We start from the raw sequence: 16,909 nt of genomic DNA, 5'->3' as shown, positions 1-16,909 counted from the left end.
GTTACTTCTTTTTTGATGAGCAAATCTTTTGTTTTATTACTAATTAGTGATAATATATAGGTAGAAAAATGATTTGTTATATTAGGAGGTATTATATGACTCAAACAAACTTACTTGGCATCCATCATGTTACGGCGATGACCAATAGTGCTGAAGCAAATTATCGTTTTGTGACGGAAATTTTAGGAATGCGTCTGGTCAAAAAGACTGTTAATCAGGATGATATTCATACTTATCATACATTCTTCGCAGACGACATGGGTTCAGCTGGGACAGATATGACTTTCTTTGATTTTCCCAATAATCCAAAGGGCGTCCGTGGTACAAACGGAATTACCCGGATTGGACTTCGAGTGCCAAATGACGCAGCACTAGATTATTACTTAAATCGTTTTAACCAGTTTGGAGTCAAACATGATGGTATCATCGACCTATTTGGTCATAAAGCTCTCCCATTTGAAGAAGAAGATGGCCAACGCTATCAATTAGTTTCTGATCAACACAATTCGGGAGTTCCTGCTGGTCAACCTTGGAAGAATGGTCCCGTACCTTCGGATAAAGCAATCTACGGCTTAGGACCAATTGAAATCACGGTTTCTTACTTTGATGACTTCAAAAACTATTTAATCCAAGTCTATGGAATGCGTATCCTGGAAGGTGAATCAGATTACGCTATCTTAGAAGTTGCCAAAGGTGGACATGGCGGGCAAGTTATCTTACGTCACAAGGAAAGTGACCAACAAGAAATGCAAGGTTATGGTTTGGTCCATCACGTGGCCTTCCGACTTGCTGACCAAGAAGCTATCAAACATTGGGCCGAAAAATATAATGCCTTGGGTATCATGAGCTCAGGACTAGTTGATCGCTTCTATTTCCAAGCCCTCTATTCGCGAATTGGTCATATATTACTTGAGCTTTCTACTGATGGACCAGGCTTCATGACAGATGAACCCTATGAAACTTTAGGCGAAGCCTTATCACTTCCGCCATTTTTAGAACCAAAACGTCATTTTATTGAAGCGGCCATTAGACCCTTTGATACTAAAAGATCCTAAGGAGGCAAAGGATGCCCACAATCACATCAATTCACCATATTAGTGCCATGGTTGGCGACGTTAACAAAAACATCCACTTTTACAGAGACTTGCTCGGCCTAAAACTGGTCAAACAGACCGTCAATTTTGACGACCCTAGCCACTACCACCTCTATTACAGTAGCCCCCATAACCACCAAGGTTTGCTAACTTTTTTCCCTTTAGGAAATAGCAAAGCTGGTCAAATCGGTAGTGGACAAGTCGGACGTATTGCTCTCAGCGTTCCCAAAAATGCATTAGATTTTTGGCGTCAAAAATTGAAGAAGGCTAACATTGCTTTCCAAGAAAGCCAATGGGGAACGAAGCCTGCCTTGTTCTTTAGTGACCTTGATAACCTAGATATAGCCCTAGTAGCAACAAGCGACAAGAGTCAGAATCCATCAATCACCGGACTCCACGGTTCCTATTTACTCTCTTCTAACTATAAAGCTAGTCAAGAATTTCTCCAAAAAAACTTGGGGCTTGCACCTGCTTTTGAAGACGGTTTAACAATATCATTCACCTTTAAAAGTGATTCTGAACAGGAAATCATTATTCCCAAGGTTAATTATCAACGAGGAGAAATGGGACCAGGAACCGTTCACCATATTGCTTGGCTGGTCAATGATTTAGAAGAGCTGAAAGCAAAACAAACGCAACTAACCGACCAAGGTTTCAATGTCACTGTTATCCGTGACCGCAAATATTTCCAATCCATTTACTTAAGAGAACCTGGTAAGGTAATCTTTGAATTCGCCACAAAAGTTCCAGGTTTGACAGTTGATGAGCCTGTCGATTCTTTGGGTCAAAACTTACAACTGCCATCTAGACTTGAGCAGAAGCGCCAGCAACTGATTCAGAATTTGGAGCCACTTGATTTATAAACTTAGAAAGGATCCTTATGATTTCTATTGAAGCATCTCAATTATCAGCCAAAGATCAATATAAGATTTTGATTGGTAGTGTCATTCCTCGGCCAATTGCCTTTTTATCAACTCTCTCTGCTGAGGGGATTGTTAATTTGGCTCCTTTTAGCTTTTATAACATTGTCTCTTATGATCCAGCTATCTTATCCGTCAGCATTCAACGCAAAAATGGTCAACCAAAAGATACCACTATCAATATACTTGAGCGTGGCGAAGCTGTTATTCATAGTGTGTCCAGTCATAATTTAGAAGCTGTCAATCAGGCTGCAAAAGAGCTGGCGCATAATGAAAGTGAACTTAATCTAACTGGCATGACCATGATTGACTCCTCGACAATTAGAACGCCTGGGGTTAAAGAGTCAGCTATTCGTTTTGAGACTAAGCTTTACCAACACGTTCCAATCAAAGGGGCGGATGAGCAGATTATAGCGGACCTCCTACTACTGTCGGTTCAAGCTTATCATTTAGAAGATGCCTTATATCAGAAAACCCACGTCTTAGCTGATCAACTCGATCCTATCAGCCGTTTAGCCGGAAATGACTATGCCAAGCTTGGTCAAACCCTGACCATCCCACGACCCTAGGAGGAATTATGAAATCACTCTTCAAATCTGGACAACCAAATCAACCCACCTTAGTGCTCTTGCATGGAACAGGTGGTGACGAAAAAGATCTATTACCAATTGCCAACTACCTCAATCCTAATGCTACGGTCCTCTCCCTGCGGGGCGATGTTTCGGAGAATGGTGCTCTGCGCTTTTTTAAACGAAAAGCGGAAGGACAGTTTGATCTGGACGTCCTTGAGATGCGAGGGCAAAGCCTAACAGAATACATTATCACCAAAAGCCAAGAAAAAGATTTTAAACTAGATAACCTAGTCCTCGTCGGCTTCTCAAATGGTGCAAATATGGCAATTAATTTATTATTGCAAGAAGATAGTCCTTTTAGACAAGCTATCCTGATGGCTCCCATGTATCCACTGGAGCCCAGACATAGCACGCCCTATGTTAAAAAAACACAAGTCTTCATTTCAATGGGTCAAGATGACCCTATTGTTTCACTAGCAGACAGCCAACATGTAGTCGATCTTTTTGAAGAAAGACAAGCTAAAATCATTAGTTTTTGGGTTCGCAGTCACCAAATCACGCAAGCCAGTTTGCAAGCTGCCAAAGAATGGCTAAACAAACTATAAAAAAGTCTGGACTTAGGGGTCCAGACTTTTTTATTCATTTAAGGAATGATGTTTGCCTAAGCTGATAGCATCTGCTTCTTTCATCTCAACAACATTTTCAAGTTTAGTTGTTGACGGCATGCTTTCTTTATAATACCAATAAGCATCTGAAGTCCCATGGCTAGCTACATAGACAATTCGATTTGGATCTTGAGCTGGTGCTTGTGCTTCCAAACTAGATGAAGGCTGAGCTGGAACAGTTTTTTGATTTTCGACCACTTGAGCTTTTGCGACTAGGCCTTGGGCCTTCCCATCAACATAATTAATGGTTGCATTCGGAGACTGATTTTCTAAAGCTACTTTTGTAATGCCGTAAGCATCCACTGACTCTTTGTCGCCACCTAAAGAAATTTGTAAAAGCTGGCCCTCCTGATCAATCCCAACATACTGCAACTCAACTTGACGCGGAATTAATTCATCTCCTTGATAAATAGCCTTAACCTGGTAGTCTAACCAATAATTAGGGTGATTAGCTAACCAGCTGTCAAGAAGATTTTCATAATAGAGAATCCCTTCCTCATTGCCAGAATCCATGCCCGCATAATTCCCCGAATTGAGCCAAGCAGTCATTGGTACGAGATTCTTACCATCCTCTTCTAAGCCACTGAATTGATAACCCACTAAGTGCCCACGATTCATTAACCAAGCTTCCTTAGTTCCATCACCAAATGGAAATTTAAAGTTATGCCAGCCAACTGGATTATAAGAAATGCGGTTCTTACGTTTATTCACCGGCTCATCAGCATCCCGTAACTGAATGTGCCCCAAAGTTGCACGGCCCAAGCGATCCAATGGAGCTAAATAAAGCTGTTTTTTCTTTGTAAATTCTAAAAGGCCATTACTTTGGAATTGACTCGCGCTGATTTGACTTTCTTCTTTATTTATAGAAGACGAACTAGTATTTAGCTGACTAGAACTAGTGGCAGTGCTAGTAGAATCAGTAGAGCTACTTTCAGGCTTACTACTACTAGAAACTAGGTTTGACTGATTCCAATCCTTATTCTTGCCTGAAGTTGTTTGAGAGTTTGACACTAATCCTGTCAGAGCAAAGCAGCACAAAGCTGCTACCAAGACAGCGCCTGCTCGCTTCCAATTTTTTTGAAACAGCGCAAAATAGGTACTTGCGGCTAGGCCAATCGCCCCTAGAAAAGGTAATAGTACAACTAAAAGAGACAATAAAAAGACCCAAAGAATAATTTTCCCAAGTCCTAACTGTGATCTCCCTGATTTTCTTTTCATAATCTAACTTCCTAATAAATAATAGAAAAAATAAAAAAAGCATCCCGACGAATGCTTGGATGAAGGCGGTAGACGGATTTGAACCGACGATCAAGCTTTTGCAGAGCCGTGCCTTACCACTTGGCTATACCGCCACAACAGTAATAATTTTACCCTAAATTCCAGTAAAGGTCAAGATAAATTTAACTTCAATATAGGATCAAAAAAACTTTTGGAATTTTTTTCTAACCTAGTTCAATATTTTTAACAATTAGAATCATTCTAAATATTGCAACAGTGCTATTTAAATTATTTCTAATTTAAGAACAATCTCATACCACTAGAATTTTCTGATAATTGCCCTGTTTTACTAGCTTTTTTCAATAGACTTTTATTATTTCTTTGCCTATAATACAAGTATAAAAAAGAAGGAGGACTTGTAAATGCCTTTAGTCGGAAAAGAAATTCTTGAATTTTCAGCGGACGCATATCATAATGGCGAGTTTATCACTGTTACTAGTGAGGATATTAAAGGGAAATGGGCAATTTTCTGTTTCTACCCTGCAGATTTCTCTTTTGTTTGTCCAACTGAACTTGGTGACTTACAAGATCAATATGCATCTCTTAAATCATTAGGTGTTGAAGTCTACTCAGTTTCTACAGATACTCACTTTGTCCATAAAGCATGGCATGATGACTCTGAAGTTGTTGGAAAAATTGAGTATACAATGATTGGTGACCCTTCACATAAAATTTCAGAAGCTTTCGAGGTCTTATCAGAAGACGGCTTAGCTCAACGTGGAACATTTATCATTGATCCAGATGGCATCATCCAAATGATGGAAATCAATGCCGATGGTATCGGACGTGATGCAAGCACTCTAATTGACAAAATCCATGCTGCTCAATATATTCGTCAACATCCAGGTGAAGTATGTCCCGCTAAGTGGAAAGAAGGATCTGAAACATTAACTCCAAGTCTAGATTTAGTTGGTAAAATTTAGTTAATTTTTTTCAATAGATAAGGAGGGAATTTATGTCGCTTACTCCAGATATTAAGAACCAACTCAAACAATACCTTGATCTATTAGAATCTGATATTGTCTTTCAAGCAAACCTTGGTGATGATCAAAATTCTAAAAACGTAAAAGAGTTTTTAGAAGAAATAGCAAACATGTCTAGTAAAATTACCATCGAGGAAAAATCACTAACTAGACAACCCAGTTTTAAAATTGCCCAATTAGATAAAGAAAGTGGTGTTGAATTTGCTGGTATTCCACTCGGACATGAATTCACATCATTTGTTTTAGCTTTGTTACAAGTTTCTGGTCGACCACCAAAGATTGAACAAGAGCTGGCGAATCAAATTAAAGCAATTGATAAAGAGCTTCATTTTGAAACTTATGTTAGTTTATCATGTCATAATTGTCCTGATGTAGTACAGGCATTTAATATCATGTCAGTCTTAAATCCTAAGATTTCACACACCATGATTGAAGGTGGCATGTTCCAAGACGAGGTTAAAGAAAGAGGAATCATGGCCGTCCCAACGGTCTACCTAGATAACCAAGTCTTTTCTTCAGGACGTACCACTGTTGAACAGCTATTGGAAAAGATTACCGGCCCAGCCTCTGCTGACAATTTTTCAGAAAAAGGCGTATATGATGTCCTTGTCATTGGCGGTGGCCCTGCGGGCAATAGCTCTGCAATCTACGCTGCGCGTAAAGGACTGAAAACTGGCCTTCTAGCTGAAACTTTCGGTGGACAAGTAATGGAGACTGTCGGCATTGAAAATATGATTGGTACTCTTTATACTGAAGGTCCTAAATTAATGGCCCAAATTGAAGAGCATACAAAATCTTATAATGTTGATATTATCAAAGTTCAGTTAGCTACTTCGATTGCTAAAAAAGAAGATTTAATTGAAGTAACACTTGCTAATGGTGCTGTATTACAAGCTAAAACAGCAATCCTAGCCCTTGGGGCAAAATGGCGTAACATCAATGTTCCAGGTGAAGATGAGTTCCGTAACAAAGGGGTGACCTACTGTCCACATTGTGACGGACCACTATTTGAAGGAAAAGATGTTGCTGTTATAGGTGGCGGTAATTCAGGTATGGAAGCTGCCTTAGACTTAGCTGGTTTATGTAAACAAGTAACTGTCTTAGAGTTTTTACCTGAAGTAAAAGCCGATCAAGTCCTTCAAGATCGCGCTGCAAAAACAAATAATTTAACCATTATTACTAATGCAGCAACGAAAGATATTGTCGGTCAAGATCATGTAACAGGTCTCAACTACACTGACCGAGAAAGCCAAGAAGAAAAGCATGTTGACTTGGAAGGTGTCTTTGTCCAAATTGGACTTATACCGAATACCCAATGGCTTAAAGATAGTGGAATTGAATTAACTGACCGAGGCGAGATTGTCGTTGACGGCCATGGTTCTACAAATATTCCTGGTATCTTTGCTGCTGGTGATTGTACAAACTCTATTTATAAACAAATTATCATTTCTATGGGATCAGGAGCAACTGCTGCCATTGGCGCATTTGACTACTTAATCCGTCAATAATAATTCAAACTACTCTTTAACTAATCACAGTTTCTGAGTAGTTTTTTTTGTTTTATTAAAGTGAGATTGACTTGCATAAATTGAATATTTTTGATAGAATGGTCATGTCGTTTGTGCGACAAATACTCATCTTAAACCAATTGTTGACTTGTTGCCCTTTGGGTTAGTCTGCAAGCTGAAGTTTAAGAGAGGAAAAAAACATTATGAAGGAGAAACTACTCATGGCAGTAATTTCAATGAAACAACTATTAGAGGCTGGTGTTCACTTTGGCCACCAAACTCGTCGCTGGAACCCTAAGATGGCTAAATACATCTTTACAGAACGTAACGGAATCCACGTTATCGACTTACAACAAACTGTTAAATTAGCTGACCAAGCTTACGAATTTGTTCGTGACGCTGCAGCAAATGACGCTGTTATCTTGTTCGTTGGTACTAAAAAACAAGCTGCTGAAGCTGTTGCAGACGAAGCAACTCGTGCTGGTCAATACTTCATCAACCACCGTTGGTTAGGTGGAACTCTTACTAACTGGGGAACAATCCAAAAACGTATCGCTCGTTTGAAAGAAATCAAACGTATGGAAGAAGAAGGAACTTTTGAAGTTCTTCCTAAAAAAGAAGTTTCACTTCTTAACAAACAACGTGCACGTCTTGAAAAATTCCTAGGTGGTATCGAAGATATGCCTCGTATCCCAGACGTAATGTACGTTGTTGACCCACATAAAGAACAAATCGCTGTTAAAGAAGCTAAAAAACTTGGTATTCCAGTTGTAGCTATGGTTGATACTAATGCTGATCCAGATGATATCGATGTTATCATCCCAGCTAACGATGACGCTATCCGCGCCGTTAAATTAATCACTGCTAAATTAGCTGACGCTGTTATCGAAGGCCGTCAAGGTGAAGATGCAGACGTTAACTTTGAAACTGAAGCTAAAGCAGATTCAATCGAAGAAATCGTTGAAGTTGTTGAAGGCGACAACGCTTAATTCACTTAAGATTTTGAATGATTAGTCTTTGACAATCGAAAAACCAAACGGGGCAGAAGCAAACCGCTCTGTTCCGTTTTTTTAAATTGATAAAAAATTATTTTTGGAGGATTTTACTAATGGCAGAAATTACAGCAAAACTTGTAAAAGAGTTGCGTGAAAAATCTGGTGCCGGCGTTATGGACGCTAAAAAAGCACTTGTTGAAACTGACGGAGACATGGACAAAGCAGTTGAATTACTCCGTGAAAAAGGTATGGCTAAAGCTGCTAAGAAAGCTGACCGTGTTGCCGCTGAAGGTTTAACTGGTGTTTACGTAAATGGTAATGTTGCTGCTGTTGTTGAAGTTAATGCTGAAACAGACTTTGTAGCAAAAAATGCTCAATTCGTTGAATTAGTTAACGAAACAGCCAAAGTTATTGCTGAAGGTAAACCTGCTAACAACGAAGAAGCACTTGAATTAACTATGCCTTCTGGTGAAACATTAGCTAATGCATATGTAAATGCAACTGCTACTATCGGTGAAAAAATTTCATTCCGTCGTTTTGCACTTATTGAAAAAAATGACGAACAACACTTTGGTGCGTACCAACATAACGGTGGACGCATTGGTGTTATCACTGTTATCGAAGGTGGCGATGAAACTCTTGCTAAACAAGTAGCAATGCACGTTGCAGCTATGAAACCAACTGTTCTTTCATACACTGAACTTGATCCTCAATTTGTACACGATGAATTAGCACAACTTAACCATGCTATTGAACTTGATAACGAATCACGTGCAATGGTTGATAAAGCTCCACTTCCATTCTTAACTTATGGATCAAAAGCTCAATTATCAGATGAAGTTATTGCTAAAGCTGAAGAAGATATCAAAGCTGAATTAGCTGCTGAAGGTAAACCTGAAAAAATCTGGGATAAAATCATTCCAGGTAAAATGGATCGTTTCATGCTTGATAACACAAAAGTTGACCAAGCATACACACTTTTAGCACAAGTTTACATCATGGATGACAGCAAAACTGTTGAACAATACCTAAACTCAGTAAACGCAAAAGCAATCTCATTTGCACGTTTTGAAGTTGGTGAAGGTATCGAGAAAAAAGCTAACGACTTCGAATCAGAAGTTGCTGCTACAATGGCTGCTGCTCTTAATAACTAAGAACCACAAAAACCTTGAACTCAACTGGTTCAAGGTTTTTTTCTCTCATAAAAAGGGTTGAGCTTAGGCTCAACCTTTTCTATTACCAAATAATAACCCTATCTTCAGGACGACGCCACATAAAGTCTCCTTCAGTTACGCCGAACTCTTGATGGAATTCATCAAAGTTTGTAAGCGTAACATTTGTACGCCATTCTCCTGGTGCATGCACATCAACTGTCGCCATCATTTGCATAAATTCAGGGCGAGCTTTCATCCGCCAAATACGAGCAAAGTTAACAAAGTAATCACGCGCTGAGAAGTCAGCCTCTTTTTTGGCAGCTTCCAAAGCACAAGCCACACCACCAAGGTCTGCTACATTTTCAGAAACAGTTAACTTACCATTAACCTTGGCTCCATAGGAATCCAAACCTTCAAATTGGTCAACAACCTTATCAGTTCTTTCTTTAAAGGCTGTGTAGTCTGCCTCAGTCCACCAATCTTTCAATGATCCATGTTCATCGAAGGAAGCACCGTTAGTATCAAAGGCGTGTGAAATTTCATGGGCAATAACAGCTCCAATACCGCCATAGTTGGCTGAAGAACTTTGTTCTAATGAGTAGAAAGGTGCTTGTAAGATGGCCGCAGGAAAGACAATTTGATTCTGTTGCGGATCATAGTAAGCATTGACCATATGAGCAGGCATATGCCATTCTTTCCGATCAACAGGTTGATTCCATTTACTCCAACTGTGAGCGATTGAAATAGCCGCTAATTTTTGCGCATTTTCAACTAATGATAGACTCTCATCGATAATTTTCTTAGCATAAGTTTCAGGTAATTGTTCCGGATAACCAATGTGTGGTGTAATCACATTTAGTTTAATAATCGCTTTTTCACGTGTAGCTGGTGCTAGCCAATCAGCGGCTTGTAAACGCGATTTGTAAACATCGATCATCGTAGCAACTTTGTGCTCCACATCAGCTTTCGCCTCAGGTGAGAAGAACTTATCAGCATACCATAAACCAATTGCTTGACTGTAAGGTCCTTGTGCGAGATAGTAAGCAGCTTTTTTCTTATTCATGGCTTGAGGTGTTCCTGAGAGCGCACGGCCATAAACACCAGATTCAACCCTAATCGCATCTGTTAAATAGGAATTATAGGCATTGGCAGCACCAATGATTAAATCAGCTTTCAACAAGTCCCAATTTGCTTCAGAATAATAGCGAGAAGCAAATTTCGTCCAAAAGCGTTCCTCAGGAACAATAACCTTATCTGGAACCTGACCTAAGATTTGCGTAAAGATAGCATCTAATGGCAATTCTGGAGCTAATTTGCTAAAGTCAGCCCATTCGTATGGATGATAAAGCTTAACATATTCAGACGCTTCTTCTTGCGAAAGAACATACTGTGCCAATTGCTTATCTAGTTCAAGTGTTTTATCTAATAAGTCCGAAATTTCTTCGTCTGAAAAATTAAAGTTCCGCAGAATTTTTTCTTGTGACTGACGCCAAACCTGACGCAATTCATCAGCTTTTTCGTGCCCTTCTTCATAATAAGTTGTATCTGGTAATAAAATAGATGGTGCTTCTGCCCAAAGTACATTTAACTGAGCATTCATAAAGTCAGGTGCTACACCAAATGGGAAGAGGTTTGGTTTACCAGTCATTTCGAATTCAGCAATCTTAGAGGCAAATTCTTCAAACGAGTTTAAATTTTGGTATTCTTCAATCAAAGGTAAGACAGGTTGTACACCTACTTCTTCACGTTTAGCATAATCTGATGTCATTTGGTGAAACTTAATAAAGTTTCCTAAAATAGCATCTTGAGGTTGTTCTTGCCCTGCTAACCATTTGTCTGTTGTCTCTAACATGAAATTTTCAATTTCATCAGCTAAGTCTGAAAATCCACCAGTTCTAGGTTTATCATCAGGGATTACAGCTGTTTCAGCCCATTTACCATTAACAGCGTGATAAAAATTTTCTTTATAATCGACCATTATGTCTCCTTCTAATAGTTACTGCTATTACTTATTAAAAAGCAGTGTAATCTCTTACATTGTACCAAATTTCTAGTAAAAAAACTAAGAATATTCAGCTTTAAACACCATTTTAAAAAATGAGCAGCTTCGTATAAGCTGCTCATTTTTTTCATAAGGACATGACTGTTTCAACAATGTGATTAGTAGATAAGCCATAAACATCAAGTAGGTAATCACTTTTTCCGACTTGACCAAAGGACTCTTTTACACCCATTCGAGTAACAGATGTATTTTTCTCTGTTGATAGTGCTTCACAAATAGCAGACCCAAGACCACCAATTTGATTATGATTTTCTACAGTAACAATTGTTTTCCCAATAAGATTAGCTATTGATGATTCCGGTAATGGCTTAATTCTAAAGAGGTCAACAACTTCAACTTCTTTTCCTTTTTCTGATAAGAGCTCTGCTGCTTCCATTGCTTTTGCGACCATGATACCAGAAGCAACAATTGTTGCATCCTTGCCACTACGAAGAACTTTGTACCCTTGTGAGAAATCTTCGCCAGCTTCATATATCGGAAGTGGTTTTTTACGAATCGTTCTAATATAGGATAGTCCTGAAATACTTAATGTTTCTTGCAAAACAGCCTCAAATTGGATGTCATCACTGACTTCATAAACAGTAGCTTTTGGAACCAAGCGGAGTAATCCTAAATCTTCAAATGGCATATGTGTTCCACCATTCATCTCAGCACTCACACCTGCATCTGAACCAATAATTGTCGCTTGTAACTGTGCGTAACCAAGGGAGATAAATAGTTGGTCAAAAACACGTCTAGAAGCAAACGGACCAAAAGTATGTATATAAGGATGGTAGCCTTTTACGGCTAATCCGGCCCCTAATCCAATCATCTGCGCTTCCATTATTCCCAAGTTGACAAAACGTTTGCCTAACCTCTGAGATAAGTTGTTAGTAGCCATTGAACTTGATAAATCTGCTTCAAGTGCTGCTACTTGAGGATGACTATCACTCACTTCGGCTAAAAAGTCACGATAAACATGGCGCATTTCTTTTGTTTGTCTAGTCATTAGTCAACCTCCAATTCTTTTCTCAAATCATTTGCTGCAGAACTTAAAGCGGAGAGTTGTGCCTGATCTGGTCTTAAATGGTGGTTAGAAGTCATATTTTCAATTAATGATACACCTTGACCTTTAATTGTATCTAAAACAATGCACTTAGGTTTAGAGCTATTAGATAATTTTAAAGCTAATATTGCATCATAAATTGCTAGAATGCTACTACCATCGACACGGACAGCTTCAAAACCAAAAGCTTCAAATTTTTGAACATAATCACCTGGTTGACAGATTTCTTCAGTCAAACCATCCAATTGTTTTTTATTGTCATCGACGAAAACAAATAAGTTTGATAATTTTTGATGCGCAGCAAATTGGAATGCTTCCCAACACTGTCCCTCATTCAATTCACCATCACCAACAATTGTATATGTGAAGTGGTCTGATTTTTCAATTACTTGGGCATATGCAATACCGGTGGCTACACTCACACCCTGTCCCAATGACCCTGTTGTCATGTCAACTCCAGGTGTTAAATTTTTATCAGGATGTGAAGGAAGTCGTGTTCCATTTGCATTTAAAGAATGAAGAAACTCTTGATTAAAAAATCCTTTTAGGTACAAGGTACTATAGAGGGCCGGCCCAGCATGACCTTTTGATAAAACAAAATAATCACGATCTTTCTTGCTAAAAAGCTCTGGGGTCATTGGTATGATTTCACCATAGAGAACTGCCAATGTTTCAACAATTGACAAACTTCCACCATAGTGACCAAAGCCCAAATGGTTCAGCGTTTCTAATATATTCACTCTAATCTCTAGAGCAAACTGTTCTAGTTCTGCTAGTTTTGCTTCACTTAAGGTCATTCATTACGCCTCCTTAGATTGTTTTCCTACAAATGAGAATGCTACGAGGGTTACTAAAATAAGAACAAGTCCAATAGCAATAGCAGTCGCACCACCGATTTTATTAAGCATGCCAAGAACGATACCTGATAAACCAAAGTCTGCATCAGAGAAGGTTGTTCCTTTAAATCCTAGTCCACCAAGTACTGGCATCAAGAAGATTGGAAGATAACTAATTAATACCCCTTGCATAAATGCACCTACAGTTGCTCCTCTAACACCACCTGCAGCATTACCAATAACACCTGCAGTAGCTCCACAGAAGAAATGAGGGACAACTCCTGGTAAAATAACTGTTGTACCAGTCATAATCATCACAGCCATACTTACTAACCCACCTGCAAAACTTGAAATAAAACCAAGTAATACTGCGTTAGGTGCATATGGATAAACAATTGGACAATCCAAAGCAGGTTTTGAATTTGGAACCAATTTTTCTGAAATACCTTTGAAGGCAGGGACAATTTCACCCAAAATGAGACGAACCCCTGCAAGAATTACAAAGACACCTGCAGCAAATTGTCCAGCTAATTGAAGAGCAAATACAAGTCCGTGTGTTCCATTACTCAATTCTTTAGCAATCCATCCTGGTCCAGCAAAAATCGCAACAATCAAGTAAATTATGGCCATTGAAATAGTAATACTTACTGTACTATCACGTAAGAAAGATAAAGATTTTGGAAATTTAATATCTTCAGTTGATTTAGATTTGTCACCAACTAAACCACCGATAGTTCCACTTAGCCAGTAGCCAAGTGAACTAAAGTGCCCCAAAGCTACTTTATCATTACCTGTCAATTGAATCATAAATTTTTGAACAAATGCAGGAGAGATACTCATAATAATACCTAATGCTAAACCGCCAAAGATGATAAGTGATGCTGACTTAAATCCAGAGACACTCATTATCACAGCAATCATACATGCCATATAAAGCGTATGGTGACCAGTTAAGAAAATGTATTTAAACTTTGTAAAGCGGGCAATAAGAATGTTGAAAATCATACCTGCAAACATGATTAGAGCGGTTGCTGAACCATATTTTGTCAAAGCAACAGCCACAATTGCTTCATTATTTGGTACTACGCCTGACAGATGGAAGGCGTGTTCAAACATTGTTCCAAATGGATTTAATGAACTTTGTACAATACCGGCCTCGCCAGATACAACAAGGAAGCCAACGAAAGTTTTAATACCACCCTTGACAATATCAGGTGTTGCTTTTTTTTGAAGCAAGAGACCAATAACCGCAATCAAGGCAACCAAAATAGCTGGTGTACTGGCAATATCAACTAAAAATTTCATTTCTCTCTCCTCCTAGATTAATCCTTTTTCCTGACAGATAGCTGTAACCAATTCTCTTAATTCATCCATATCAATAATACTGTTCAGGATACGAACATCCCCAAGGTGCCCAGCAGAATCTTCTAGGTCACGTCCCACAATCCATACATCAGCTGCAGAAGGATCTGCGCCTCCTAGGTCATAATGCTCTACTTCAACATCAGTGACACCAAGATCTTTAAGAATAGATTCGATATTCATTTGTACCATAAAACTTGAGCCCAACCCTGAGCCACATGCTGTACCAATTCTTAACATTATATTACGCCTCCTGATTAATAATTTTTTTTATTTCCTGGTAGTTACGTGAAGCAAGTAATACCTTAACATGCTCATTATCTCTTAAAATTGTGGTTAATTGTGACAAAGCCTTTAGATGGGTTTCATTATCCACAGCAGCGATACAAATCAGTAAATGGATTTCTTGCTTGGGATCATCCAAAAGGTAAATTGGCTGTTCAAGGACTAACATGGACATACCCACATCGACGACACCATCTTCGGGTCTGGCATGTGGAATGGCTATCCCTTTCCCAAGATTGATAAATGGTCCAAATTCCTCCACCTTTTCAATCATTGCTTGGGGATAATGGTCCGTAATTTTTCCTTGATCAAGCAATGGCTGAGCAGCCAGTTTGATTGCTTCTTTCCAATCTAGCTTTTGTGAGCTGGTTTGATAAGTCTGTTCTGTAATTAATTCGTGCAGCAAGGGGCTCACGTCCTTTCTTAATAAATCTTGTTTCAATATTTTACGCAATGCAATCCGTAGTTCTTTTTCCTTAGTCACTGTAGCGTAATGCTTAATAGTAGTAAGTATTTTTTCAACTTCTAAATCCTCATCAGCAAGATTTGGAAAATCTTGACAAACCAAGTCAACTAGTTGAAAAGATTGTTCTTCGGTCATTATCATTGGTACTAAGTAACATGGCTTTTTTCTATCCAAAATGATAGTCGAAAAAATCATGTCATAATCATTTGGGTCGATACCATCTAACTGATCAACTCGTGAAATACCTTGAAAACTGAGCTGAGGAAAAAGGATTTTTAAATTTTCCTTAATGATTAAGGAGGAACTAACCCCATTAGGACAGATAATGACTGCCCGATATTTGCTTTCAAAGACTGATTTTTGCTGGTGTAAGTAGCCACCAAAATGTAAGACAAAATAAGCAATTTCACTGGATGGAATTGGATAACCCACTTCTCTTTCAAGTGGTTGCAAGGCTTGCCGAACCATGGTAAAAAGCTCTGGGTAATCCTGCTTAATCCGATAAGCATAATCATTTGATGAAGATAAACCAAATTGCAGTCGATAATAAGCTGGAATCAGATGACGCTTCATGGTTGCCAACATAGCTCCCTTATCTTCAAAGCGCAACAATGATATGCCCTCCAACTGATTAATGATTTCTAATGTCAACTCACTAAAATAATAGTCATCACTATCCTGGTCACCTTCAAAAGACCCCGAAAGCAAAAGTCGCAGATAATTTTGTTGAGGATCTGTGAGCTCTAAATCGACCTTCTCCTCTTGCTTAACCTCATTTGCCACCAAACTAATCAGATCTTCTATTTCCTTGGAAATCGGTGTCCGGTTATCTTCGATTCGAATAACAGGACGCTGATAACGACTAAGGATAAAGATAATAATGTAGAGACACTCTTTCAAACGATCGAGAATTGGTGTCATTTGGAAAGTCTGATAATAATCAGTGACTTTCTGCTCCAGTAACTCATAAGAAACCTTATAATCCCACTCAGATAGAATGTAGTCAAGGGCCCATCGTCCATTGGCTGATTGAATCAAATCCGTGATTATCTTGATAGCCATCCGGTGTTTATCTTGTTCTTTGCCTCTTAAGGTATAGCCAAGTTGACGAGAGTAGATTAACTTCAATTGGTAACTGGCCATTAAGGAACGTAAAGCCTTGATATCCGTTAAGGTCGTATTTTTACTGACTTTCAAAAAATATTGATAGTGAGTATTGGATACAAAATCTTTCCGACAAAAGGTATAAAGGTAAATAAAAGCTATTCTTTCTTCTTGTCCAAGAAAAATATGCTGTGAATTTAATAAGTTAAAAATTAATTGTGACTTATTTTCTAACTTTTTTGAAAGGCTGTAGTTGCCATTAGAGATGACAAGTTGGGGAAATTTATTTGCTTCTAACAACTGATTGATTGTTGCTATTTCATCTTTTAAAGTTTTTATGGAAAACTTTGTCTTTACAGATAATTCATAAAGAGAAAGTTGTTGATTTCTAATCAACGTCATCAATATTACTAGTGATTTATTATCAACCATAACCTTACCTTTCCTCTTTCATTTTAGACTATTGACCGAGAGCTTCCTAGTCCCTATTGGGCACAATTTAATCTATCTATTATTTAAAATACTTTGTGCTAAAGTCAGATAATCCTATTATACAATGCCTCTAAGCAGATGAGAACAC

The 16,909-nt window shown here is 38.5% G+C and carries 15 protein-coding genes and 1 tRNA gene; 8 read left to right on the top strand and 8 right to left on the bottom strand.

Annotation, left to right across the window (positions count from 1 at the left end):
* Positions 1–95: 95 nt before the first annotated feature.
* The 4 genes from SPB_RS10475 to SPB_RS10460 are packed head-to-tail and all read left to right on the top strand — an operon-like array spanning position 96 to position 3,191.
* Entirely contained in the window at positions 96–1,055 is a 960-nt protein-coding gene (locus SPB_RS10475) for a VOC family protein (protein ID WP_003104770.1), read from the top strand.
* 11 nt (positions 1,056–1,066) lie between these two features.
* Positions 1,067–1,957: a VOC family protein gene (locus SPB_RS10470; RefSeq protein ID WP_003105711.1), complete on the top strand. Its 891-nt coding sequence runs from the start codon at positions 1,067–1,069 to the stop codon at positions 1,955–1,957.
* A 17-nt stretch (positions 1,958–1,974) separates the two neighbouring features.
* Positions 1,975–2,583, top strand: coding sequence for a flavin reductase family protein (locus SPB_RS10465; RefSeq protein WP_003105801.1), 609 nt, complete (start codon positions 1,975–1,977; stop codon positions 2,581–2,583).
* 8 nt (positions 2,584–2,591) lie between these two features.
* Positions 2,592–3,191, top strand: a complete 600-nt coding sequence (locus SPB_RS10460; protein ID WP_003103369.1) for an alpha/beta hydrolase — start codon at positions 2,592–2,594, stop codon at positions 3,189–3,191.
* Between the two features lie 30 nt (positions 3,192–3,221).
* Here the strand turns inward: SPB_RS10460 and SPB_RS10455 are convergent, their stop codons facing one another.
* Positions 3,222–4,469, bottom strand: a complete 1,248-nt coding sequence (locus tag SPB_RS10455; RefSeq protein ID WP_003102555.1) for a DNA/RNA non-specific endonuclease — start codon at positions 4,467–4,469, stop codon at positions 3,222–3,224.
* A gap of 63 nt (positions 4,470–4,532) precedes the next feature.
* A tRNA-Cys gene (locus SPB_RS10450) sits at positions 4,533–4,603 on the bottom strand.
* Between the two features lie 288 nt (positions 4,604–4,891).
* On the opposite strand from SPB_RS10450, the gene ahpC reads away from it, so the two are divergent.
* The 4 genes from ahpC to tsf all read left to right on the top strand — a co-directional run bounded on the left by ahpC (position 4,892) and on the right by tsf (position 9,169).
* A complete protein-coding gene (gene ahpC, locus SPB_RS10445; RefSeq protein WP_003103938.1) occupies positions 4,892–5,452 on the top strand; it encodes an alkyl hydroperoxide reductase subunit C in 561 nt (186 codons plus the stop codon).
* 32 nt (positions 5,453–5,484) lie between these two features.
* Entirely contained in the window at positions 5,485–7,020 is a 1,536-nt protein-coding gene (ahpF, locus tag SPB_RS10440) for an alkyl hydroperoxide reductase subunit F (RefSeq protein ID WP_003105216.1), read from the top strand.
* Positions 7,021–7,241: 221 nt separating this feature from the next.
* Positions 7,242–8,009 (top strand): 30S ribosomal protein S2, encoded by a 768-nt coding sequence (gene rpsB / locus SPB_RS10435; RefSeq protein WP_003105621.1) that lies wholly within the window; start codon positions 7,242–7,244, stop codon positions 8,007–8,009.
* 119 nt (positions 8,010–8,128) lie between these two features.
* Positions 8,129–9,169, top strand: coding sequence for a translation elongation factor Ts (gene tsf / locus SPB_RS10430; RefSeq protein WP_003103092.1), 1,041 nt, complete (start codon positions 8,129–8,131; stop codon positions 9,167–9,169).
* 82 nt (positions 9,170–9,251) lie between these two features.
* Here tsf and SPB_RS10425 read toward each other — a convergent pair whose 3' ends face one another.
* The 6 genes from SPB_RS10425 to SPB_RS10400 all read right to left on the bottom strand — a co-directional run bounded on the left by SPB_RS10425 (position 9,252) and on the right by SPB_RS10400 (position 16,761).
* Positions 9,252–11,147, bottom strand: a complete 1,896-nt coding sequence (locus tag SPB_RS10425; RefSeq protein ID WP_003104456.1) for a M13 family metallopeptidase — start codon at positions 11,145–11,147, stop codon at positions 9,252–9,254.
* A 151-nt stretch (positions 11,148–11,298) separates the two neighbouring features.
* Entirely contained in the window at positions 11,299–12,219 is a 921-nt protein-coding gene (locus SPB_RS10420; RefSeq protein ID WP_003105340.1) for a transketolase family protein, read from the bottom strand.
* A complete protein-coding gene (locus tag SPB_RS10415; RefSeq protein ID WP_003104065.1) occupies positions 12,219–13,073 on the bottom strand; it encodes a transketolase in 855 nt (284 codons plus the stop codon). Before SPB_RS10415 ends, SPB_RS10420 begins: the two co-directional genes overlap by 1 nt.
* A 3-nt stretch (positions 13,074–13,076) precedes the next feature.
* A complete protein-coding gene (gene ulaA, locus SPB_RS10410) occupies positions 13,077–14,417 on the bottom strand; it encodes a PTS ascorbate transporter subunit IIC (RefSeq protein WP_003105031.1) in 1,341 nt (446 codons plus the stop codon).
* Between the two features lie 12 nt (positions 14,418–14,429).
* Entirely contained in the window at positions 14,430–14,714 is a 285-nt protein-coding gene (locus tag SPB_RS10405; protein ID WP_003103797.1) for a PTS sugar transporter subunit IIB, read from the bottom strand.
* Between the two features lie 4 nt (positions 14,715–14,718).
* A complete protein-coding gene (locus SPB_RS10400) occupies positions 14,719–16,761 on the bottom strand; it encodes a BglG family transcription antiterminator (protein WP_003104854.1) in 2,043 nt (680 codons plus the stop codon).
* Positions 16,762–16,909: the final 148 nt, after the last annotated feature.

The sequence above is a fragment of the Streptococcus parauberis NCFD 2020 genome, assembly GCF_000187935.1.
Taxonomy (GTDB): domain Bacteria; phylum Bacillota; class Bacilli; order Lactobacillales; family Streptococcaceae; genus Streptococcus; species Streptococcus parauberis.
The sequence above is the reverse complement of the archived record's forward strand: the minus strand, read 5'-3'. Positions and strand labels throughout refer to the sequence as shown.